The 17,439-nt window shown below is 69.0% G+C and carries 12 protein-coding genes; 4 read left to right on the plus strand and 8 right to left on the minus strand.

Annotation, left to right across the window (positions count from 1 at the left end; genetic code table 11):
• Window positions 1–56: 56 nt before the first annotated feature.
• The 6 genes from IG194_RS24940 to IG194_RS24965 form a co-directional block, all read right to left on the minus strand.
• Entirely contained in the window at window positions 57–296 is a 240-nt protein-coding gene (locus IG194_RS24940) for a hypothetical protein (RefSeq protein WP_058489046.1), read from the minus strand.
• A gap of 356 nt (window positions 297–652) precedes the next feature.
• The gene (locus tag IG194_RS24945) at window positions 653–2,263 is read right to left on the minus strand and encodes an FMN-binding glutamate synthase family protein (protein WP_058070149.1); all 1,611 of its coding nucleotides are present in this window, start codon (window positions 2,261–2,263) and stop codon (window positions 653–655) included.
• A gap of 285 nt (window positions 2,264–2,548) precedes the next feature.
• Window positions 2,549–3,820, minus strand: a complete 1,272-nt coding sequence (locus tag IG194_RS24950) for a carbohydrate porin (protein ID WP_058489047.1) — start codon at window positions 3,818–3,820, stop codon at window positions 2,549–2,551.
• A gap of 81 nt (window positions 3,821–3,901) precedes the next feature.
• The gene (locus tag IG194_RS24955) at window positions 3,902–6,319 is read right to left on the minus strand and encodes a glucose/quinate/shikimate family membrane-bound PQQ-dependent dehydrogenase (protein ID WP_058489048.1); all 2,418 of its coding nucleotides are present in this window, start codon (window positions 6,317–6,319) and stop codon (window positions 3,902–3,904) included.
• 102 nt (window positions 6,320–6,421) lie between these two features.
• Entirely contained in the window at window positions 6,422–7,801 is a 1,380-nt protein-coding gene (locus IG194_RS24960; RefSeq protein WP_058489049.1) for an L-serine ammonia-lyase, read from the minus strand.
• Window positions 7,802–8,526: 725 nt separating this feature from the next.
• Window positions 8,527–9,312: a helix-turn-helix transcriptional regulator gene (locus IG194_RS24965; RefSeq protein WP_009619040.1), complete on the minus strand. Its 786-nt coding sequence runs from the start codon at window positions 9,310–9,312 to the stop codon at window positions 8,527–8,529.
• 194 nt (window positions 9,313–9,506) lie between these two features.
• On the opposite strand from IG194_RS24965, the gene IG194_RS24970 reads away from it, so the two are divergent.
• On the plus strand, window positions 9,507–10,328 hold the full coding sequence (locus tag IG194_RS24970; RefSeq protein ID WP_058489050.1) for a carbon-nitrogen hydrolase family protein: 822 nt from the start codon (window positions 9,507–9,509) through the stop codon (window positions 10,326–10,328).
• A gap of 153 nt (window positions 10,329–10,481) precedes the next feature.
• Window positions 10,482–11,804, plus strand: a complete 1,323-nt coding sequence (locus IG194_RS24975) for an APC family permease (RefSeq protein ID WP_058489051.1) — start codon at window positions 10,482–10,484, stop codon at window positions 11,802–11,804.
• Between the two features lies 1 nt (window position 11,805).
• Here IG194_RS24975 and IG194_RS24980 read toward each other — a convergent pair whose 3' ends face one another.
• Both IG194_RS24980 and IG194_RS24985 read right to left on the minus strand, forming a co-directional pair.
• The gene (locus IG194_RS24980) at window positions 11,806–13,215 is read right to left on the minus strand and encodes an MFS transporter (RefSeq protein WP_058489052.1); all 1,410 of its coding nucleotides are present in this window, start codon (window positions 13,213–13,215) and stop codon (window positions 11,806–11,808) included.
• Window positions 13,216–13,375: 160 nt separating this feature from the next.
• Window positions 13,376–14,290: a LysR substrate-binding domain-containing protein gene (locus tag IG194_RS24985; RefSeq protein ID WP_058489053.1), complete on the minus strand. Its 915-nt coding sequence runs from the start codon at window positions 14,288–14,290 to the stop codon at window positions 13,376–13,378.
• A 119-nt stretch (window positions 14,291–14,409) separates the two neighbouring features.
• On the opposite strand from IG194_RS24985, the gene IG194_RS24990 reads away from it, so the two are divergent.
• Window positions 14,410–16,128 (plus strand): acyl-CoA dehydrogenase family protein, encoded by a 1,719-nt coding sequence (locus IG194_RS24990; protein ID WP_058489054.1) that lies wholly within the window; start codon window positions 14,410–14,412, stop codon window positions 16,126–16,128.
• Between the two features lie 39 nt (window positions 16,129–16,167).
• Window positions 16,168–17,355: a CaiB/BaiF CoA transferase family protein gene (locus IG194_RS24995; protein ID WP_058489055.1), complete on the plus strand. Its 1,188-nt coding sequence runs from the start codon at window positions 16,168–16,170 to the stop codon at window positions 17,353–17,355.
• Window positions 17,356–17,439 lie beyond the last annotated feature (84 nt).

Below are 17,439 nucleotides of genomic sequence, written 5' to 3' on the forward strand. Positions count from 1 at the left end.
CCTATGGGATTGAAGCGCCACCCACTACTGGCGGATAGCGCTTCACGTCACGCCCCTTACGCCCGGCCGCGTTCCTCAGCGGCGGCATACAACCGCTCGGCATCGGCCGCCAGGTACTCCAGCGCGCAGAAGGCGCCGTCCAGCACATCCTCGGCGGGCGAACCCAGGTCCGGCGCGCCGGCCAGCAGGCGCAGCAGATTGACCAGGGCCGATTGGCGGGATTGGGCAGCGTCGTAAAGCTCCGACGGGGCGGTGTTCTTGAGAGGGTGGGGTAGAACAGCGGATGCGATATGCATGGGAAAATCTCCGAGTAGGCTGGTTTTCCGCGCCCTGACGCCAATCAGGGTGGGCGGACCGTGCAGGTTGGCGTACCGGACTCGGACCGGCGCATCCGAAGATGCCCCACACGGCCCTCCCATAACGCGGGTGCAGCCGTGCCAGGCGCAGGACAAAGTCTCCTGCGCCTACCGAGTACGGGACGCCAATCCCGTACCGCCCAGGTTGGGCGGCGAGGCAACGTTAGGGAGTTGCCGCGGGGCTGTCAATCGGACGGAACAGGGCGACGGCTGGGGCGAGAATTTTGAATAGGCAATCTGCTCCTGGCCAATAGCTACCGGCCACCGACCTGTTCGCTCTGCCGATCTCCTCAGGATCAGGCCCCATTGGCCTCAAAGCTGTCACTGCGCGCCATGCGCCACATGCGCTCGTAGAACTCCCCTTCGATATTGCCGCTGAGCAGTTCGCCCGGCTTGAGGAAGTAGTGCAGGTGGGCGAACAGGCGGATTTCGCTGGACGACACTCGGCGCACCAGGTGTTTGGCTTCCACTTCCGAGGGGTGGCGCAGGCCGGCGGCGGCGAGCATTTCGGCCAGGGCTTTCAGGGTGTTGCGGTGGAAGTTGTAGACGCGTTCGGCCTTGTCTGGCACTACCAGGGCGCGTTGGCGCAGTGGGTCCTGGGTGGCTACGCCGGTGGGGCATTTGTTGGTGTGGCAGCTCTGGCTCTGGATGCAGCCGATGGCGAACATGAAGCCGCGGGCGGAGTTGGCCCAGTCGGCGCCCATGGCCAGTACGCTGGCGATGTCGAAGGCGCTGACCACCTTGCCGCTGGCGCCGACGCGGATCTTGTCGCGCAGGTTCAGGCCGACCAGGGTGTTGTGCACGAACAGCAGGCCTTCGCGCATCGGCAGGCCCATGTGGTCGACGAATTCCACCGGGGCGGCGCCGGTGCCGCCTTCCTTGCCGTCGACCACGATGAAGTCGGGGAGGATGCCGGTTTCGTGCATGGCCTTGGCGATGCCCATGAATTCCCAGGGGTGGCCGATGCACAGCTTGAAGCCCACCGGCTTGCCGCCGGAGAGTTCGCGCAGGCGGACGATGAAGTCGAGCAGTTCCTTGGGCGTGCTGAATTCGCTGTGGCTGGACGGCGACACGCAGTCCTGGCCCATGGGCACGCCGCGGGTGGCGGCGATTTCGGCGGTGAGCTTCTCCTTGGGCAGGATGCCGCCGTGGCCGGGCTTGGCGCCCTGGCTGAGCTTGATTTCGATCATCTTCACCTGCGGGCTGGCGGCCTGGGCGGCGAAGCGCTCGGCGTCGAAGCGGCCGTCGTCGCCGCGGCAGCCGAAGTAGCCGCTGCCCAGTTCCCAGGTCAGGTCGCCGCCGTACTCGCGGTGGTAGGGGCTGATGCTGCCTTCGCCGGTGTCGTGGATGAAGTTGCCCATGCGCGCGCCCTTGTTCAGCGCGCGGATGGCGTTGGCGCTGAGGGCGCCGAAGCTCATGGCGGAGATGTTGAACACCGAGATGGAGTAGGGCTGCTTGCACTCCGGCCCGCCGACCATCACGCGGAAGGTGCTGGGGTCGGCCAGCGGCGCCGGGCGGATGGAGTGGGCGATGAATTCGAAGCCGGACTCGTAGACGTCGATGAGGGTGCCGAAGGGCTTGTCGGCGGTTTCCTGCTTGGCGCGGGCGTACACCAGGCCGCGCTGGGCGCGGGAGAAGGGCAGGGCCTCGCGGTCGCCTTCGAGCAGGTACTGGCGGATTTCCGGGCGGATGCCTTCGACCAGGTAGCGGATGTTGCCGAGGATGGGGTAGTTGCGCCTTACGGCGTGGGGCGCCTGCAGCAGGTCGAACACGCCCAGCAGGCTGAGGGCGAGTGTCACCAGGGTGAAGGGCCAGACCCAGTCGTGCCCGAGGAAGGGCAGGCTGAACAGGGTAAAGAGCACACAAGCGGCGAAGAAGGCGTAACGGCTTAGCAGCGACAGGTTCATGGAATCTCCAGTCGTCGGGCTTGATCACGGGGTGGGCTGCCGGCATGGCGCAGCGGACCGCCATTGAGCATGGCAGGCGTTGCGCCGCTGCGCTCGGGCGGAGGTCAATGGGCTGGGCGTTGCGGGCGGATTCTTATGCTGTGGAAGGCTTGCGAGGCCGAACTTAGCCCGAAGCGGGGAAAAAAGAAAGCAAGCTAACGATATTTTCTGTCGCTGAGAAAGCTTGTGGCGCGAACTGCAATATTGGCGCGCCGGCCGCCGCCCGCTGGCGGCCGGCGGCGGGGATCAGAGCGTGGCCTTGACCTGCAGGCCGAAGACCAGGGCGTTGTCGATGCCTTGCCCGGAGAAGGCGCCCGGTTCGATCACGTATTGCACGTCCGGGCGCAGCAGCAGCCAGGGGGTGGCCTGGAAGCCGTAGCTCAGTTCGACCAGGCGTTCGGCGTTGTCCAGCTCGGGGTAGGCCTGGCCGTTGGCCAGGGCGTCGTCTTCCTGCACTTCGCGGCTGCGCGGGTTGGGCACGGCGCGGCCGAAGCCCAGGGCGAGGGTGTCGCGTGGGCGGCTGGCGAAGGGCTGGTAGAGCACCACGCCTGCGCTGTACCACTTGGTGAAGGGCGAGGCCGCCGAGCTGGCCACCGAGGCCTGGCCGAAGAGGTGCAGGCTTTGCCCCGGGCGGTCCTGCGCGTGCCATACGGCCTGGTCGGCCAGCAGGTAGTGGCCGCCGCGCCCGGCGACCTTCTCGTCGCTGCCGATGCGCTGGGCGTCGGAGCTGTCGTAGTACCAGCCCAGCTTGTATTCGCCGGGCAGTTCGTCGAGGCGCTTGTAGACCAGTTCGACGGGCACCACGGTGCCGGTGCTGTGCTTGGGCGTGAGGTGCCAGGCGCGGCTGGAGTTGCCGTTGCTCTCGGGGTCGACGTCGAAGGCCGCCACGCGCAACTGCCAGGCCGGCGAGAAGCTGTATTTCAGGCGCACGCCCAGGTGCGCGTTGGGGTAGTTGCTCCAGCCGCTGCCGCCGGACATGTTCAGCGGATGGCCGCAGAAGCCGGCGTTCATGAAGTTGCAGAGGATGCCGCTGTCCAGGCCGCCGAGGTCGTTGCCCATGGCCATGTAGCCGAGCTTCACGTCCAGTGCCGGGGTGAACAGGCTGCGCTCGTAGCTCAGTTCGGTGAGGCGGGTGTAGAGGCCGCCGTAGTTTTCCTGCACCGGCAGGCGGTTGCCGACCAGGTCGCCGGAGCCGTCGTTGCCGCGGCGGTCGTTCACGGTCAGTTGCACCAGGCCGCCGTTGTCCAGGCCGTACAGCTTGCCCAGGTCGAAGCGCACGCCGAGCTTGAGGTTCTGCGAGTAGCGCGCCGAGCGCTTGAGGCCGCCGTCGGCGTTGTACACAGTCTCGCCGCTGTATTCGCCGGTGAAGCGGATGCCCTGGTCGTCCAGTTCGTGGCGCAGGCCGCCCCAGTCGCCGCTCAGCGTCGAGCGTTCGAGCGGGTCGTCGGCCAGGGCCAGGGACGGGGTGAGGCAGGCGGCGCCCAGCAGCAGGCGCAGGGAGGTGGAGGGGAATCGCATGACGGAACACTTACCGGATGAGGGGAGGCGCGGCCCTGGGCCGCGCCGGAAGAGGGCGCCCGCCGAGGGCGGGCGCGGGGTTCAGGGCAGGGCGTAGGCCAGCACGTAGTCGCCGCGGTCCGGCGACTGGCGGGCGCCGCCGGCGGTGACCACGATGTACTGCTTGCCGGTCTTGGGCGAGACGTAGGTCATCGGGCCGCCCTGGCTGCCCACGGGCAGGCGGGCCTTCCAGATTTCCTTGCCGTTGCCGCTGTCGTAGGCGCGCAGGTAGAAGTCCTGGGTGCCGGCGATGAACACCAGGCCGCCCTGGGTGGACAGGGTGCCGCCGAGGGTCGGCAGGCCGATGGGGATCGGCAGGTGCATGCGGATGCCCAGCGGGCCGGTGTCCTCGACCGTGCCCACCGGCACCTGCCAGGCGACCTTGCGGGTCTTCAGGTCGATGGCGCTGAGGGTGCCGAAGGGCGGCGCCTGGCAGGGGATGCCGGCCACCGAGAGGAAGCGGTTCTTGTTCACCGCGTAGGGCGTGCCCTTGAGCGGCACCGCGCCCATGCCGGTGTTCAGCGCCTCGCCGCCGGAAGCGGCCTGGCCCTTGTTGGCCGAGGGGACCATCTGCACCCACAGGCCCAGGCGCATGTCGTTGACGAAGATGAAGCCGTGCACCGGGTCGGTGGAGATGCTGCCCCAGTTCATGCCGCCCAGGGAGCCGGGGAAGCTCAGCGAGAGGTCGGTGCCAGGCGCGGTGTAGAGGCCGTCGTAGCGCATCTTCTTGAAGTCGATGCGGCACAGCAGCTGGTCATAGGGCGTGGCGCCCCACATGTCCGACTCGGTGAGGGTCTGCGCGCCTATCTGCGGCATGCCCACCGACTTCGGCTGCGTCGGCGAGTAGGGCTCGTTGGGGATGTTGGCGGCTTTCACCGGCACTTCTTCGACCTGGGTCAGCGGCTTGCCGGTGGCGCGGTCGAGCACGTAGATCTGCCCGGCCTTGGTGCCGATCACCACGGCCGGCACGCGCTTGCCGTCGGCCACGGGGAAGTCCACCAGGCTCGGCTGCATGGGCAGGTCGAAGTCCCAGAGGTCGTTGTGCACGGTCTGGAACACCCACTTCTCGGCGCCGGTGGTGGCGTCCACGGCGAGGATCGAGGCGCCGTAGGTGTGGTCGAGCTTGGTGCGCTCCACGCCGTAGATGTCGGTGGAGGAGCTGCCCATGGGCAGGAACACGGTGTTCATCGCCGCGTCGTAGGACATCGGCGCCCAGCTGTTGGGGGTGCTGCGCACGTAGGTGCTGCCCGGCGCCGGGGCCTGCTTGTCCTGCGGGTTGCCCGGGTCGAAGGCCCAGCGCATCTGCCCGCTGATGACGTCGAAGCCGCGGATCACGCCGCCGGGCATGTCGGTCTGGACGTTGTCCGCCACGCGCCCGCCGACCACTACGGTGGTGCCGGCCATCAGCGGCGCGGAGCTGAGCTGGTAGTAGGAGTCGGGCACGTCGCCCAGGCCGGCCTTGAGGTCCACCTGGCCGTTGTTGCCGAAGCCCTGGCAGAAGGCGCCGGTGTCGGCGTCCACGGCGATCAGGCGGGCGTCGATGGTGTTGGTCAGCAGACGGCGCTGGCAGTTGGCGCCGGCCGGCACGCTGACGACGGTGACCGGCGTGCTGTTGGGCTGGGTGGGCTGGGCGACGGCCTTGGTCGCGTCGAAGTAGGCCAGGCCGCGGCAGCGCTGCCAGACCTTGGATTGCGCGTTGATCTGGTTCTTCCACAGCTGCTTGCCGGTGTCGGCGTCCAGCGCGATCAGGTCGTTGTGCGGGGTGCAGATGAACACCTTGTCGCCGACCTGCAGCGGGGTGAGCTGGTCCTCGGCGCCGTTGCCGTCGCTCTCGGCCACGTCACCGGTGTGGTAGGTCCAGGCCACCTCGAGCTTGTCGACGTTGCCGCGGTTGATCTGGTCCAGCGCGGCGAAGCGGCTGCCGCCCTCGGTGTTGCCGTAGTGGGCCCAGTCCTTCTGCGCGTGGGCCGGGTCCACCGACGTCAGCCCCGGGCCGTCGCCTGCGGGGGCGACGCTGGGGTGGGCGACGAACATGTTGCCGGCGGCCACCGCCAGCAGCACGGCGAGCACCGCGGCCACGCCATAGGCGCCGCGCCCGGCGACGCCGCCGGAGGCGCGCACCAGCATGGGGTAGACCAGCGCCACCGCCAGGCCGATGGCGGCGAACATGAACAGCCGCGAGAACAGCGGCCAGAAAGCCAGCCCGGCGTCGGCCAGGGCCCAGAGGGCGGTGCCCGCCAGGAAGGCGGCGAACAGCCAGGCGCCGGCCGGCTTGCGCAGCGCCAGCAGGACGCCGGACAGGGCCATGGCCAGGCCGCCGATGAGGAAGTACCAGGAACCGCCCAGGCTGGCCAGGCGGGCGCCGCCGGCGGCCAGGGCGAGGCCGAGGAGGGCGATGACCACCCCCAGGCCGACCAGAATGAAGGTGCTGGCGCCAGAGGCGCGCTGTGCTTGTCTCATGCCGGGAATCTCGCAGTGTGGGAGTGCGAATTATACCCTTAGCAAGCTAATTAACTAGATGGTTAATGGTGTTTTGTCCGATTTCCGACCAGGCGGTCGTGCTCAGCAGGCGATCACGTTCACCGCCAGGCCGCCCTTCGAGGTCTCCTTGTACTTGTCCATCATGTCGCGGCCGGTTTCGCGCAGGGTGTCGATGGCCTTGTCCAGCGACACCAGGTGCTGGCCGTCGCCGCGCAGGGCCAGCTGGGCGGCGTTGATGGCCTTGAGCGAGGCCATGGCGTTGCGCTCGATGCAGGGCACCTGGACGAGTCCTGCGACCGGGTCGCAGGTCAGCCCGAGGTTGTGTTCCAGGCCGATTTCGGCGGCGTTCTCCACCTGTTCCAGGCTGCCGCCCAGCACTTCGGCCAGGCCCGCCGCGGCCATGGCGCAGGCCGAGCCGACCTCGCCCTGGCAGCCCACCTCGGCGCCGGAGATGGAGGCGTTGAGCTTGCACAGGATGCCGACGGCGGCGGCGGTCAGCAGGTAGCGCTCGATGGCGTCCATGGGCGCGTCGGCCTGGTAGTGGGCGTAGTAGTGCAGCACCGCCGGGACTATGCCGGCCGCGCCGTTGGTGGGGGCGGTGACCACGCGGCCGCCGGCGGCGTTCTCCTCGTTCACCGCCAGGGCCCAGAGGTCCACCCAGTCCATGGCGCCCAGGGTGCTGGCGATCAGGTTGCCGCTGCCGGCCTCGTTCAGGCGGCGGTAGAGCATGGGCGCGCGGCGGCGCACCCTGAGGCCGCCGGGCAGGGTGCCCTCGGTCTCCAGGCCGCGGCGCACGCAGGCCTGCATTTCCGCCCAGATGTGCGCAAGGCCGGCGTGGATCTGTTCTTCGCTGCGCAGGCTCAGCTCGTTGGCCCACATCAGGTCGCTGATGCGCCGGAAGCCGTGGGCATGGCACAGCCGCAGCAGTTCCTCGGCGCTGTGGAAGGGGTAGGGCATGGGGTTGTCGGGCAGGGCGCGGTCGGTGTTGAAGTCGGCCTCGTCGACCACGAAGCCGCCGCCCACCGAGTAGCAGGTGCGCTCGGCCAGCAGGTGGCCGGCGGCGTCCAGGGCGCGCAGACGCATGCCGTTGGGGTGGGCCGGCAGGCTGCCGTCGTGGAACACCAGGTCGCGGCCGGGGCTGAAGTCGATGACGTGCTCGCCGTCCAGGGCCAGGCTGTGTTCGGCGAAGATGGCGTCCACCAGCGGCGCCAGGGCGGCGGGGTCGGCGTCCGCCGGGTCGATGCCGAGCAGGCCGATCAGGCAGGCGCGGTCGGTGGCGTGGCCCTTGCCGGTGGCGCTGAGCGAGCCGTAGAGGTTGACCTCGACGCGCGCCACGCGGGTCAGTTGGTCGGCCGTGCGCAGGCGCTCGACGAACTCGCGGGTGGCGCGCATGGGGCCGACGGTGTGCGAGCTGGACGGGCCGACGCCGGGCTTGAACATGTCGAAGACGCTGAGGGTCATGGTTGTGGTCCTCCTTTGTTCAAGCATGGACCTGTTTGGGGGGATGGTCGATTGGGGCTGGTTGGTGGTTTGGGGGGGGCGGGTTCAAGAGCGCCCTCACCCCAGCCCTCTCCCGGAGGGAGAGGGGGCTGTTCGGAGTGGATGGAGAATCCGGAGCTATCCTTCCACCACGCCACTCCCGCGAACGCCGGAAGCCAGAGCCTTGCACAGGGTTCAGGGAGCTGGGTGGTTTCGCTTCACGCCGAACGGTCCCCTCTCCCGCTTGCGGGGGAGGGTTAGGGTGGGGGAGCGGAGTGCAGGGTTGGCAGTGGAGTGTCGGCGAAGTCCCGTTGCCCTCACCCCAGCCCTCTCCCGGAGGGAGAGGGGGCTGTTCGGAGCGGATGGAGAATCCGGAGTTATCCTTCCACCACGCCACTCCCGCGAACGCCGGAAGCCAGAGCCTTGCACAGGGTTTCAGGGAGCTTGGTGGTTTCGCTTCACGCCGAACGGTCCCCTCTCCCGCTTGCGGGGGAGGGTTAGAGTGGGGGAGCGGAGTACGGGGCTGGCAGTGGAGTGTCGGCGAAGTCCATTGCCCTCACTCCAGCCCTCTCCCGGAGGGAGAGGGAGCCGTTTGGCGTGGGTGGATAACGCCGCGTCAGCCGGCAAGTTCGTAGGGCGCATAACCGTTCGCGGTTATCCGCCGCCGGCCTATGCACCAAAGCCCGGCGACGCCCTACGAACTCCCCTTACCCCTGCGCCTGCAGGAACAACGAAAACAACTCCGACTGCGACTTGATCCCCAGCTTGCTGTACATGTGCTTGCGGTGCACCTTCACCGTCTCCGCCGAGATCGCCAGCTTGCGCGCTATCTCCTTGCTGGAGCAGCCGCTGAGCATCAGCCGGCCCACTTCCAGCTCGCGGGCCGTCAGCGGGGTTTCCAGGCGTTCCACGGTTTCTTCCAGACGGCTCTGCCAGCGCGGCGCCGGTGGGGTGGCCTGCTCCAGCAGTTCGCGTTCGAAGGCCATGCGCTGGCGCATCAGGCCGGCCACCCAGGGGCGCAGCAGGTCGAGCAGGGCGGCCTGCTCGGCGCTGAAGCGGCCCTTGCTGCCCAGGGACAGGCACAGGGTGCGCTCGGCGTCGAGCTGCACGTTGAACTGCACCTCGTCGGCCACCACGTTGAGGCGGAAGTAGCGCTGGTAGTAGTCGGTCTGCTCGAAGCATTCCGGGGCCACGTCGGCCAGGCGCAGCAGGCCGCTGCCCGGGGCCTCGCGGCTGGCGATGTAGAAGGGGTCGAGCAGGTACAGGCCCTTGAGGTAGTCCTGGAACAGCGGGTCGGGGCCGCCGTCCTCGCCCGGGCATTCGGCGAACACCTGCGGGCGGCCGTTGCTGAAGAGCAGCGCCACCCAGCTGTCGAATGGCACATACTCGTTCAGCAGGCGCACCAGGGCGAGCCAGAAGTTGGGCTTGTCCAGCGTCTCGATCAGTTGCCCGACCGAGCGGTGCCAGGCGATGTCCTGCAGCGTAAGGTTCATGCCTCTACCCCTGTTGGGTTACCACGTGGGCGTAATTACCCGGGCGCGATGGCGAACTGCATACTCGGTGAATGCCTTGCACCGGCCCGGCGCGCATTCTGACCCTTTTGCGCCGGGCGGTCATGTTTCCCGCCAGGATGGCCGATCCACCCCGCGCGGCGAACGAGCCCGCAACAAGAACGACAGGAGCTGCAATGAAGGTCGAACTCGTCCAACTGGCCGGCCGCGACGGCGACACCGCCTACAACCTCGGGCGTACCCTGGCGGCGATCCGCGCCTGCGCCGCGGACACCGACCTGGTGGTGTTCCCCGAGACCCAACTGATGGGCTTCCCCACCGAGGACAACGTCGCCCGCCTCGCCGAGCCGCTGGACGGCCCCAGCGTGCGCGCCGTGCAGCAGGCCGCGCGGGAGCGCGACGTCGCCGTGGTGGTGGGCATCGCCGAGGCCGGCGACGACGGCCGCTTCTACAACACCACGCTGCTGGTCACCCCCGAGGGCATCGCCCTGAAGTACCGCAAGACCCACCTGTGGGCCTCCGACCGCGGCATCTTCACCCCCGGCGACCGCTACGCCACCGCGCTGTTCAAGGGCGTGCGGGTGGGCATCCTGATCTGCTTCGACATCGAGTTCCCGGAAAGCGCCCGCGCCCTCGGCCAACTGGGCGCCGAGCTGATCCTGGTGACCAACGGCAACATGGACCCCTACGGCCCCACCCACCGCACCGCGATCACCGGCCGGGCCATGGAGAACCAGGCCTATGCGGTGATGGTGAACCGCGTCGGCGAAGGCGACGGCGGCCTGGTGTTCGCCGGCGGCAGCGCGGTGGTCGACCCCTTCGGCCAACTGCTCTGCGAGGCCGGCCGCGAGGAATGCCGGATGCGCGTGGAACTGGACCTGGCGCGCCTGCAGCAGGCGCGCCGCGACTACAGCTACATCGTCGAGCGCCGCTTCGTGCTGCCCGGCGAGACGCGCGAGCACGCCGACGGCCTGCGCGAGCTGCTGATTCCGGGCTGAGCCCCGGAAGGCGCAGGGCCGCGCCAACCGATCTTGCCAAGAAGTACCGGCGGGGGCGCCCCTCCCGCCTGCGTCTCCCGGGTGAGGGGAGGCGCCTTTGCACGCGTCGATTTCGACTCTGCCATAACAAACACAACTCGGAGTAAGCACTCAATGGCTCGACTCAAGCGCACCCTCTCGCTGGGTTCGGTGGTGCTGTTCGGCATCGCCTACATGACCCCCATCATCGTCCTCGGCACCTTCGGCATCCTCGCCGACACCACCGGCGGCGTGGTGCCCGCGGCCTACCTCGTGGCCTCGGTGGCGATGCTCTTCACCGCGCTCAGCTACGGGCGCATGGCCGCCGCCTTCCCAGTGGCCGGCTCGGCCTACACCTACGTGCGCAAGTCCATCAGCCCCAAGCTGGGCTTCCTCGCCGGCTGGGGCGTGCTGCTGGACTACCTGTTCCTGCCCATGGCCATCTGGCTGATCGGCGCGGCCTACCTGCACTCGGCCTTCCCGGCGGTGCCCCAGGCGCTGTGGGTGCTGGCCTTCATCGGGGTGACCACCGGCATCAACGTCATCGGCCTGCGCCTGGCGAAGAACGTCAACAGCGTGCTGATGCTGGTGCAGTTCCTGGTGCTGGCGGCCTTCGTGCTGCTGGCGGTGCACTACGTGCTGGGTGACGCCAGCAAGCCGCTGTGGTCGCTGGAACCCTTCTTCAAGGAAGGCGTGCAACTGCCGCTGATCATGAGCGGCGCGGCCATCGCCTGCTATTCGTTCCTGGGCTTCGACGCGGTCAGCACCCTGACCGAGGAAACCCACGAGCCGCGCAAGAACATCCCGCGCGCCATCCTGCTGATCACCCTGATCGGCGGCTTCATCTTCATCGCCGCCAGCTACTTCGTGCAGCTCGCGCACCCGTCCACCGAGTTCCAGAACGCCGACTCGGCGGCCTACGAGATCGCCCGCAACATCGGCGGCGACCTCTTCGTCAGCATCTTCCTCATCGGCCTGATCGTCGGCCAGTTCACCTCCGGCCTGTCGGCCCAGGCCAGCGCCTCGCGCCTGCTGTTCGCCATGGGCCGCGACGGCGTGCTGCCCAAGGCCTTCTTCGGCACCCTGAGCGAACGCTTCGGCACCCCGGTGGGCAGCATCGTGTTGTGCGGCGTGGTGGCCCTGCTGGCGCTGGAGATGGACGTGACCACCTCCACCTCGTTCATCAACTTCGGTGCCTTCCTGGCCTTCAGCCTGGTCAACCTGTCGGTGATCTTCCACTACTGGATCGCCCGCGGCGAACGCGGCCTGCGCGGCGCGGTGCTGTTCCTGGCCTTCCCGCTGATCGGCCTGGTCGCCGACCTCTGGCTGATGGCCAGCCTCGACCACCTGGCCATCTACCTGGGTCTGGCCTGGCTCACCGCCGGGGTGCTGTACCTGGCCGTGCTCACCGGCGGCTTCCGTCAGCAGCCGCCGGAGATGCACTTCGAGGAAGCCTGACTCAGGCCGGGTGCGGGCCGGCGGGCAACGGCCGGCCGCGCTCGGGTGCGTCGGGCTCCGCCGCGGCGCCCGCGGCTAGTTCGCGGGCGTCGGCGCGTTCGGCGCTGGACAGCTCGCCGGCCCGGAAGCCGGTGATGCGCAGCAGCGCCAGGGTGCAGGCCAGCGAGACCAGGGCGTAGAGCCCCGAGGCGATGGCCACGCCGACGATGCTGCCGGTGCTGTTGAGTATCCACTGCGCCAGCACCGGCGTGCCGCCGCCCACCAGCAGCGAGCACAGCTGGTAGGCCAGCGACAGCCCGGTGTAGCGCACCCGCGCGGGGAAGGCGCGGGCGAGGATGCCGCCCACCGCGCCGTAGAACATCGCGTGCGGCACCGTGGCCAGGCACATGCCCACGGCGGCGATCCAGTAGACGTTGGTCTCCACGGCGAAGAACATCGCCGGCATCAGGATGAACTCCGGCAGCACCATCAGGCACGCCGCCTTGCGCATGTCGATGCGCGAGGCCAGCAGCGCGCCGAACGGCTGGCTGAAGAACTGCACCACCAGGGCGATGACGATGATGCTGAGGAAGGTGCCCTGGCTGTAGCCGAGGGTCTTGGTGGCCCAGGACAGGGCGAAGGTGCTCTTGAAGTAGGTGACGTGGATGATCGGCAGCACCCCGGCGCCCAGCAGCACGATCAGCCAGTGCTCGCGCAGCACCTCCACCAGCGGCAGCTTCACGGTCTTGTTCTGCTGCAGCAGGCGCTTCATGTCCTCGGACTCTTCCAGCTTCAGGCGGATGACCATGCCGACGATCACCAGCGCCGCGGAGATCAGGAACGGGATGCGCCAGCCCCAGAGCATGAAGTCCGGCATGGGCAGGGCGCTGAGGGCGAAGAACACCAGGGTCGCCAGCAGGTTGCCGGTGGGCGAGCCCTGCTGGGCGAAGGCCGCGTAGAGGATGCCCTTGCCCTTGGGCGCGCTTTCGCTGGCGATGAGGATGGCGCCGCCCCATTCGCCGCCCACGGCGACGCCCTGGATCACCCGCAATGCCACCAGGGCCACGGGCGCCCACACGCCGATCTGCGCGTAGACCGGCAGCAGGCCGATGCAGGTGGTGGCGATGCCCATCATGATCAGGGTGATCACCAGGGTGTTCTTGCGCCCGATCCGGTCGCCCAGGTGGCCGAAGATGATGCCGCCCAGCGGGCGGGCGACGAAGCCGGACCAGAGGGTGACGAAGGACAGCAGCGTGGCCAGGCCCGGGTCCATGTCCGGCGGGAAGAACACCTTGCCGAACACCAGGGCGGCGGCCAGGCCGTAGATGTAGAAGTCGTACCACTCGATGGTGGTGCCGATGAAGGAGGCGATGCCGGCCTTGCGGGCCTTGCGGTGCAGCGCTGCGTCTGCGGAGGAGGGCGTGCTGGGCATGGGCGGGTCCTGCTTATTGTTGTTGTTCTGGTCGCCGACGCGCAGGCCCCGCGCGCGCCCTCCGGGGGAGGGCGCGGGGTGGCGACTGGCGTGCGTCGGTGTTGCCCCGGGTTGGTTCGGAGTCTATGCGGCGCCCCTGCGGATCAATAGTTTTTTAATCTTATGGTGCGATAAGCGATTGCGTATCGACGCCCTCGTCCAGGCAGGCCTTGAGCGTGGCCAGGAAGGCCTGGGCCGCATGGGGCGCGTCCTGCGTGGCGAGGATGGCGTGGATTTCCGAGCGCGCGCCGCTCTGCTCGATCTCCAGGTAGCGCACCTGGTTCTTCCAGGCCAGGCACAGCGTCTGCGGCAGCAGGGCCACGCCCATGCCCAGACCGACCATGGCCGCGATGGTCTGCCACAGCCGCGCCTCGTGGCGGATGTGCGGGCTGAAGCCGGCGTCCACGCAGCGGGCGATGATCAGGTCGTGGTAGTGCGGCGACAGGCTGCGCGGGAAGAGGATGAAGCCCTCGTCGCGCAGCTCGGCGAGGTCGATGCGCGCCCGTCCGGCCAGGCGGTGGCCGGCCGGTACGCAGCAGAGGAAGGGGTCGGCGACCAGGCATTCGGAGGCGATCCCGGCCGGCAGCCTGGCCCAGTGCACGAAGCCGATGTCGATCTGCCCGCGTTGCAGCGCCAGGGCCTGTTCCGAGGTGTTCATCTCCATCAGCAGCACCTCCATGTTCGGCTGCTCCGCCTCGAAGCGCGCCATGGCCCGCGGCAGGCCGCGGTAGAGCATGGAATTGACGAAGCCCACGCGCAGCTGGCCCACCGCGCCCTCGGCGGAGAGCAGCGTCAGGCGCTTCACCTTCTCGGCCTGCAGCAACAGGCTGCGCGCCTCGTCGAGCAGCACCTGGCCGGCGTTGGTCAGCTTCACCGACTTGTTGTTGCGCACCAGCAGCTGGATGCCCAGTTGCTCCTCCAGCTTCTTGATGTCGAAGCTCAGCGCCGGCTGGGAGATGAACAGGCGCGCGGCGGCGCGGCCGAAATGCAGCTCCTCGGCGACGGCGATGAAGTAGCGCAGTTGCTTGAGGTCCATGGCAGGGCACCCGGGTTTCTACGATTTGTTTTTCTTATCGTGGATGATTTTTATTGTATTGGATACTTATCGTCACGCACTCCTAGTCTCGGCGCCAGAACAAGACCCGGAGACGCGCCATGACCGCCATGCCTGAAGTCCGCCCCGAAGACGCCCTGAATATCCCCGACAGCCGCGGCATCAACCTGTATGCCTGCGACCCCTCGCTGCAGCGCCTGCTGGAGGTGTATCTGCCGCCGGAGGTGCTGGCGCAGTGGCGCGACACCCTCGAGCGCCTCGGCGCCCGCGCCGGCGACGAGCTGGACGTGCTGGCCCTGTCGGCCGACAGGAACCCGCCGCAGCTGGCGCCGCGCACCCGCCGCGGCGAAGACCTGCAGAGCATCCGCAAGCACCCGGACTACGTCGCCCTGGAGCGCGTGGCCTATTCGGAACTGGGCCTGGCCTCCATGAGCCACCGCCCGGACGGCGCGCCGCCGCTGGTGAAGTACGCGCTGACCTACCTCTTCGTGCAGGCCGAGTTCGGCCTGTGCTGCCCGGTCAGCATGACCGATTCGCTGACCCGCACCCTGCGCAGGTTCGGCGCGCCGGAGCTGGTGGAGCGCTACCTGCCGTCGCTGGCCTCGCGGGACTTCGACAGGCTGTTCCAGGGCGCCATGTTCATGACCGAGCAGGCCGCCGGCTCCGACGTCGCCCGCACCCGCACCCTGGCGCGGCAAGAGGACGGCGAGTGGAAGCTGTACGGCGACAAGTGGTTCTGCTCCAACCCCGACGCCGACCTGGCCATGGTCCTGGCCCGCCCCGAAGGCGCGCCCGAGGGCATGAAGGGCGTGACCCTGTTCCTGCTGCCCAGGCACCGCCCGGACGGCTCGCGCAACGCCTACCGCATCCTGCGCCTGAAGGACAAGCTGGGCAGCCGCTCCATGGCCAGCGGCGAAATCTGCCTGGAAGGCGCCAGCGCCTACCTGATCGGCGAGGTCGGCCGCGGCTTCCAGCAGATGGCCGACATGGTCAACATGTCGCGCCTGTCCAACGGCGTGCGCGCCGCCGGCCTGATGCGCCGGGCGCTCAGCGAGGCGCTGTTCATCGCCCGCCACCGCCGCGCCTTCGGCAAGCACCTGATCGACATGCCGCTGATGCAGAAACAGCTGCTGAAGCTGATGCTGCCGGCCGAGCAGGCGCGCTCCATGTTCATGCAGATCGCCACCCTGCTGCCGCGCGCCGACGCCGGCGACGCCGCGGCGCAGAAGTGCGTGCGCATCCTCACCCCGCTGATCAAGTTCCGCGCCTGCCGCGATGCCCGGCGCGTCACCGGCGACGCCATGGAGGTGCGCGGCGGGGTGGGCTACATCGAGGAATGGAGCGACGCGCGCCTGGTCCGCGACGCCCACCTGGGCTCCATCTGGGAAGGCACCAGCAACATAGTCGCGCTGGACATCGCCCGCGCCGTCACCCGCGAACAGGCCCTGGAGCCGCTGCACCAGTACCTGCGCGGCCTGCTGGCCGAGAGCGGCCTGCCGGAGGCCAGCCGCGCCCGCTTCGAGGCGCTGCTGGAGCGCAGCGTGGCGCTCATGGCCGACGTGGCCGAGGCGCGCCAGGACGAGCAGGTGCGCCAGGCCGGCAGCGCGCTCTACCACATCGCCAGCGCCATCTTCATGGCCTGGGAAGCCGGCCGCCAGGCCAGCGACCGCCGGCGCCTGGCCCTGGCCCACCTGGTGCTGCAGCACAAGCTGCTGCCGCGCGACCCGCTGGGCCTGCAAGCCGGGGCGCCGCTGCTGGCCCGGCTGCTCGACGAGGGCGAGATGAGCCTGGACGAAGCCATGCAGCTGCTGCCGGCCTGACTTCCCGCAACCGACAAGAATCGACAAGAGAGAGTTGCCATGAACCACGAGACCGGTGCCCTGCGTGGCCTGAAAGTCATCGACCTGAGCCGCGTGCTGGGCGGCCCCTACTGCTCCCAGACCCTGGCCGACCACGGCGCGGAAGTGATCAAGCTGGAACCCCTGGGCGGCGACGAGACGCGCGGCTGGGGCCCGCCCTTCGAGGGTGGCACGGCTTCCTATTTCCGCGGCGTGAACCGCAACAAGAAGGGCATCGCCGTCGACCTGTCCAGGCCCGAGGGCATCGAGTTGCTGCTGCAACTGCTGGAAGGCGCCGACGTGCTGATCGAGAACTTCAAGCCCGGCACCCTGGCGCGCTGGGGCATCGGCTACGCCGAGGTGCTCAGCCCGCGCTTCCCGCGGCTGATCCACTGCGCGGTATCCGGCTTCGGCGCCGACGGCCCGCTGGGCGGGCTGCCCGGCTACGACGCGGCGATCCAGGCCATGGCCGGGCTGATGAGCGTGAACGGCGAGGCCGAGGGCGGGCCGTTGCGCATCGGCCTGCCGATCGTCGACATGGTCACCGGGCTGAACGCCGTGGCCGGCATCCTGCTGGCGCTGCACGAGCGCGAACGCAGCGGGCGCGGGCAGTCGGTGGACATCGCCCTGTACGACTGCGGCATCTCGCTGCTGCACCCGCACCTGCCGAACCACTTCGCCTCCGGCCGCACGCCGCAGCGCACCGGCAATGCCCACCCGAACATCGCCCCCTACGACAGCTACCGCACCGGCGGCGAGCCGATCTTCCTCGCCGTGGGCAACGACCGCCAGTTCGCCAGGCTGTGCGACTACCTGGGCGCCGGCGAGCTGCTGGAAGACCCGCGCTTCGCCGACAACGGCCAGCGCTCGGTCAACCGCGAAGCGCTCAAGCAGGCGCTGGAGGGCCACCTGGCGACGCACGACGGCCGCGAGCTGGCCGAACGGCTGATCCGCCTGGGCGTGCCCTGCGGCGCCATCGCCACGGTGGACCGCGTGGTGGAGCACCCGCACACCGCGCATCGCGGCCTGGTGGTACAACTGGGCGACTACCGCGGCATCGCCTCGCCGGTGAAGCTCTCGCGCACTCCGGCCAGTTACCGCAGCGTGCCGCCGGCCCTGGGCGGGAACACCCGCGAGGTGCTCGCGGAGCTGGGCCTGGCGCCCGAGACCATCGAGGCCCTGTACCAGCGCGGCATCGTCCGCGGCTGAGCCTTTCCGGCGGCTTGGCCCGCGTGGAGGACCCGCGCCAGGCTCGACACCGAGCGGGCCGGTAACCAAGGTCAAACGGCGGAT

It is taken from the genome of Pseudomonas sp. ADPe (genome assembly GCF_014843515.1).
In the GTDB taxonomy this organism is placed as follows: Bacteria; Pseudomonadota; Gammaproteobacteria; order Pseudomonadales; family Pseudomonadaceae; genus Pseudomonas; species Pseudomonas citronellolis.

What these genes read in the sequence shown, in the direction of transcription:
- IG194_RS24965 (WP_009619040.1), bottom strand. Translation starts at nt 9,312, where the DNA reads ATGAACCTTACGCTGCAGGACATCGCCTGGCACCGCTCGGTCGGGCAA.
- IG194_RS24940 (WP_058489046.1), bottom strand. Translation starts at nt 296, where the DNA reads ATGCATATCGCATCCGCTGTTCTACCCCACCCTCTCAAGAACACCGCC.
- IG194_RS24980 (WP_058489052.1), bottom strand. Translation starts at nt 13,215, where the DNA reads ATGCCCAGCACGCCCTCCTCCGCAGACGCAGCGCTGCACCGCAAGGCC.
- IG194_RS24985 (WP_058489053.1), bottom strand. Translation starts at nt 14,290, where the DNA reads ATGGACCTCAAGCAACTGCGCTACTTCATCGCCGTCGCCGAGGAGCTG.
- IG194_RS24990 (WP_058489054.1), top strand. Translation starts at nt 14,410, where the DNA reads ATGACCGCCATGCCTGAAGTCCGCCCCGAAGACGCCCTGAATATCCCC.
- IG194_RS24995 (WP_058489055.1), top strand. Translation starts at nt 16,168, where the DNA reads ATGAACCACGAGACCGGTGCCCTGCGTGGCCTGAAAGTCATCGACCTG.
- IG194_RS24975 (WP_058489051.1), top strand. Translation starts at nt 10,482, where the DNA reads ATGGCTCGACTCAAGCGCACCCTCTCGCTGGGTTCGGTGGTGCTGTTC.
- IG194_RS24970 (WP_058489050.1), top strand. Translation starts at nt 9,507, where the DNA reads ATGAAGGTCGAACTCGTCCAACTGGCCGGCCGCGACGGCGACACCGCC.
- IG194_RS24960 (WP_058489049.1), bottom strand. Translation starts at nt 7,801, where the DNA reads ATGACCCTCAGCGTCTTCGACATGTTCAAGCCCGGCGTCGGCCCGTCC.
- IG194_RS24945 (WP_058070149.1), bottom strand. Translation starts at nt 2,263, where the DNA reads ATGAACCTGTCGCTGCTAAGCCGTTACGCCTTCTTCGCCGCTTGTGTG.
- IG194_RS24955 (WP_058489048.1), bottom strand. Translation starts at nt 6,319, where the DNA reads ATGAGACAAGCACAGCGCGCCTCTGGCGCCAGCACCTTCATTCTGGTC.
- IG194_RS24950 (WP_058489047.1), bottom strand. Translation starts at nt 3,820, where the DNA reads ATGCGATTCCCCTCCACCTCCCTGCGCCTGCTGCTGGGCGCCGCCTGC.